The organism is Mesorhizobium sp. M4A.F.Ca.ET.022.05.2.1 (genome assembly GCF_003998845.1).
Taxonomy (GTDB): domain Bacteria; phylum Pseudomonadota; class Alphaproteobacteria; order Rhizobiales; family Rhizobiaceae; genus Mesorhizobium.
This window is the reverse complement of record NZ_RZOJ01000563.1, coordinates 1-3059: the sequence shown is the minus strand read 5'-3', so window position 1 is coordinate 3059 and position 3059 is coordinate 1. Positions and strand designations below refer to the sequence as shown.

At 62.4% G+C, this 3059-nt stretch carries 4 protein-coding genes; 2 read left to right on the top strand and 2 right to left on the bottom strand.

The window, feature by feature from the left end; genetic code table 11:
- Positions 1–169: 169 nt before the first annotated feature.
- Positions 170–1426, bottom strand: coding sequence for a cyclopropane-fatty-acyl-phospholipid synthase family protein (locus tag EN745_RS32725; RefSeq protein WP_127423159.1), 1257 nt, complete (start codon positions 1424–1426; stop codon positions 170–172).
- 260 nt (positions 1427–1686) lie between these two features.
- On the opposite strand from EN745_RS32725, the gene EN745_RS37565 reads away from it, so the two are divergent.
- Together EN745_RS37565 and EN745_RS32720 are read left to right on the top strand one after the other, a co-directional pair.
- Positions 1687–1821: a hypothetical protein gene (locus tag EN745_RS37565; protein ID WP_281033049.1), complete on the top strand. Its 135-nt coding sequence runs from the start codon at positions 1687–1689 to the stop codon at positions 1819–1821.
- A gap of 99 nt (positions 1822–1920) precedes the next feature.
- Positions 1921–2208, top strand: a complete 288-nt coding sequence (locus EN745_RS32720) for a Dabb family protein (protein WP_126054639.1) — start codon at positions 1921–1923, stop codon at positions 2206–2208.
- Here EN745_RS32720 and EN745_RS32715 read toward each other — a convergent pair.
- The coding region (locus tag EN745_RS32715; RefSeq protein WP_145992269.1) for a glycosyltransferase family 2 protein at positions 2181–3059 on the bottom strand (879 nt) is incomplete at its 5' end. The genes EN745_RS32720 and EN745_RS32715 overlap by 28 nt on opposite strands.

Sequence of the window (3059 nt, the reverse complement as noted above, 5' to 3'; positions counted from 1 at the left end):
ACTGGGCTCAGGGCAAAGGATTTCATCGCAGAGGTGAAGTCGCTGAAGATCGAGCCGGCGGGTGAGGGTGATGGGGGTTTTGCCAAGTACCGCATCGCTCTTTGACGGCTGGTGCGGCAACAACGTCGCCGGCAGCCGAACACCGCGTGCTCGCACGGTGTTGCGGATGCTAGGCCTTATAGACCACCTGGCGGACATCGATGTAGCTGGCGCGGAAGCCGGCTTCGCAATAGTGCAGATAGAACTCCCAGAGCTTCTTGAAGCGCTCGTCGAAGCCGAGCGGGACGATCTTTTCCCACGAGCCCCAGAAGCGCTGGCGCCACTCGGCGAGCGTGCGGGCATAGTCCTGCGGGAAGACGCGCTCGCGCAGATGCGCGAGGCCGTGATCCTTGCCGAGAGCCTTGAGGATCGAGGGTGTCGGCAGCATCCCGCCAGGGAAGACATAGCGCTGGATGAAATCGGGGCGCGCGCGATACGCCTCGTAGGCGGCCTCGTTGATGGTGATGATCTGCAGGCCGGCCGTGCCGCCGGGCTTCAGGCAGGTCTTCATCTTGCCGAAGAACACCGGCCAGTATTTCTCGCCGACCGCCTCGAACATCTCGATCGATGCGATCCGGTCGTAAGTGCCGGTCTCGTCTCGATAATCCTGCAGCTTGATGTCGACCTTGTCGGCAAGCCCGGCTTTCTGGATACGCGCTTTGGCGAAGTCATGCTGTTCGCGGCTGATGGTCAATCCGGTGACGCGGCAACCGATCTCGCGGGCGGCGAATTCGGCAAAGCCGCCCCAGCCGCAGCCTATCTCCAGCACATGGTCCTTCCTGCCGATGCCGGTATCTTTTGCTAGCGCGCGATATTTGGCGGCCTGGGCGCTTTCGAGATCGTTGGCGCCCGTCGCATAAAGCGCCGACGAATAGGTCATGCTCGGATCCAGCCATTTCTCGTAGAAGGCGTTGCCGAGATCGTAGTGCGCCGAGATGTTGCGTCGCGACCCGGTATGCGTGTTTTCGTTGAACCAATGGCGGATGCGCTGGACGGCGTTGATGAGCCAGTTGGCGCCGCCTGCGACCTTCTCGCCGAGGGCGGAATTGACCACGAACAGCTCGAGGAAGCTGGTTACATCCGGGCTGTCCCAATCGCCGTCCATGTAGGATTCTGCAAGACCGATCGTGCCGCCGGAGAAGGCGCGTCCGGGCAGACGCCAGTTCTTCAGCACCAGTTCGGCATCGGGACCTGGCGCCTTGCCGCCGACGAGGACAGCGCGGCCGTCCGGCATCCTGACCTTGAGCGAGCCGCGCGGCAGGTTCATGGCCGCCGAAAGTACCATGCGCGCCCTGGCCGGCAATCCCTTGACGATCTCGGCGAAATTCAATTCGTCAAGCAGCACCGCATCGCCAGACGCAATGCCAGGATCTTGCTTGAAAGCCATTTCCTGCCCCCGACTTTCGTGAAGCCCGCGCATCGCCGGCCCCACACCCCTCTCATGGTCCATTCATCAGGCTCGAACGCCGTCGCCACGACCGGAACTGCAGAGCTTGCCGTTGAATTGCCGGCACAATCTTCCACGGCATCAGCAGGAACTTCAAGGGGCAGGCCGAGGATGGATCTGGAGCCAACAATCCGCGGGAAAATGGCCGCCTGCAGCGGAATCGCTATGGTTGCGTTAGCCTGCATACGATAGTTTCAGCCATGCGTTACGTCATCGTCATCTGCGCCATCACCTTCTTCCTGATCTGGGATGGCCTCTACAATCAGGGCCACTACCTCGACGTAACAATCAGGGAGATGTCGCGCATCGTGCGATACGTCACCGGAGCGGCCTAACGCCCCGGCAACCGCAAGGCGGGCGCGACATCGTTGCCGGTTGACGCTGCGCCCTTGCTCCCACAAAACACGCCTGAAATGACGATCAAGGAGGCTGGTTTGATCCGGCACATCGTTTTCTTCAGCGTGCGGCACAAGGAGGATGTGGAGACCGTGCGATCGGGCCTGCAGGAATTGGGCAAGATCCCGCACTCGAAGCATTTCGAAGTGACGCTCAACACCAAGGTCGATCTGTTCTCCAACGCGATCGACGTGGTCGTCTATGCCGAATTCGAGGACGACGCGGCGCTGGCCGCCTACAAGGCGCATCCGCTCTATTCCGAGACGACCAGCCGGGTCAAACCATTGCGCGAACTGCGTTATTCAGCCGACGTCGTGGCGGCCTGAGCGAACGACTGTTCCAATTCCCGCCGTTGCCGCCGCCCGGCGAAATAACCGGAAACGACGCCAAAGCCCCCGGGCAGGTTGTTTGCCCTTCGCCAGGCCTTGATTTCCGCCAGCGCCACGCCGAGGCTGCCCTGCGCCACGGCCTTCAACACGCCGCGCAGCGTCAGGTAACAGAGGATCGCGGCGTAGTCGTTCGTCCGATAGTCCGGGCAGCGGGCGACGAAATCGTCCAGGCCCGCAATGTAGCCGGCATGGGTGCGCGACATTGAATTGGCTTCACGATATTTGAGGACGTCGGCGGCCTTGCCGAAGGCGATGCGGTGCTGCTTTCCCAGCCGGACCAGGAATTCGCGGTCCTGATGACGATACAGGCCCACATCGTAACCGCCGATCGAGACGAAGGCGGAACGGCGCACGGTAACGGTCGAATTGGTCAATGGCACGCAGTGGCAAAGCAGCAGCTGACGCAGCCTGTCGGCGTCAGGGGTCGGGTCCGGCAACAGGTGCAGGCGCCGGCGCCGGTCCGCGACGTCGCTGAAGCCGTCGATGGTGCACGCAATATCCGGATTGGCATCGAAGAACGCGATCAACCGCTCGATGCGTCCCGGACAGAATGCATCGTCGGAATCGAGAAACGCAATAAGCGGCGCGCTAGTCAGCTCGGCGCCCTCGTTGCGTGCCCGGTTGGCACCGGATCGCACCAGTAGTCGGCGCCAGGCCAGGCGGGGATCGGCAAGCGAAGCCAGATAGGCTTCGGTGCCGTCGTCGGAAGCGTCGTCGACGACCACGAGTTCGATGTCCCGCCGAGGCTCCGACAGGACCGAGTCCAGGGTGCGCGGCACGCTGCCGCG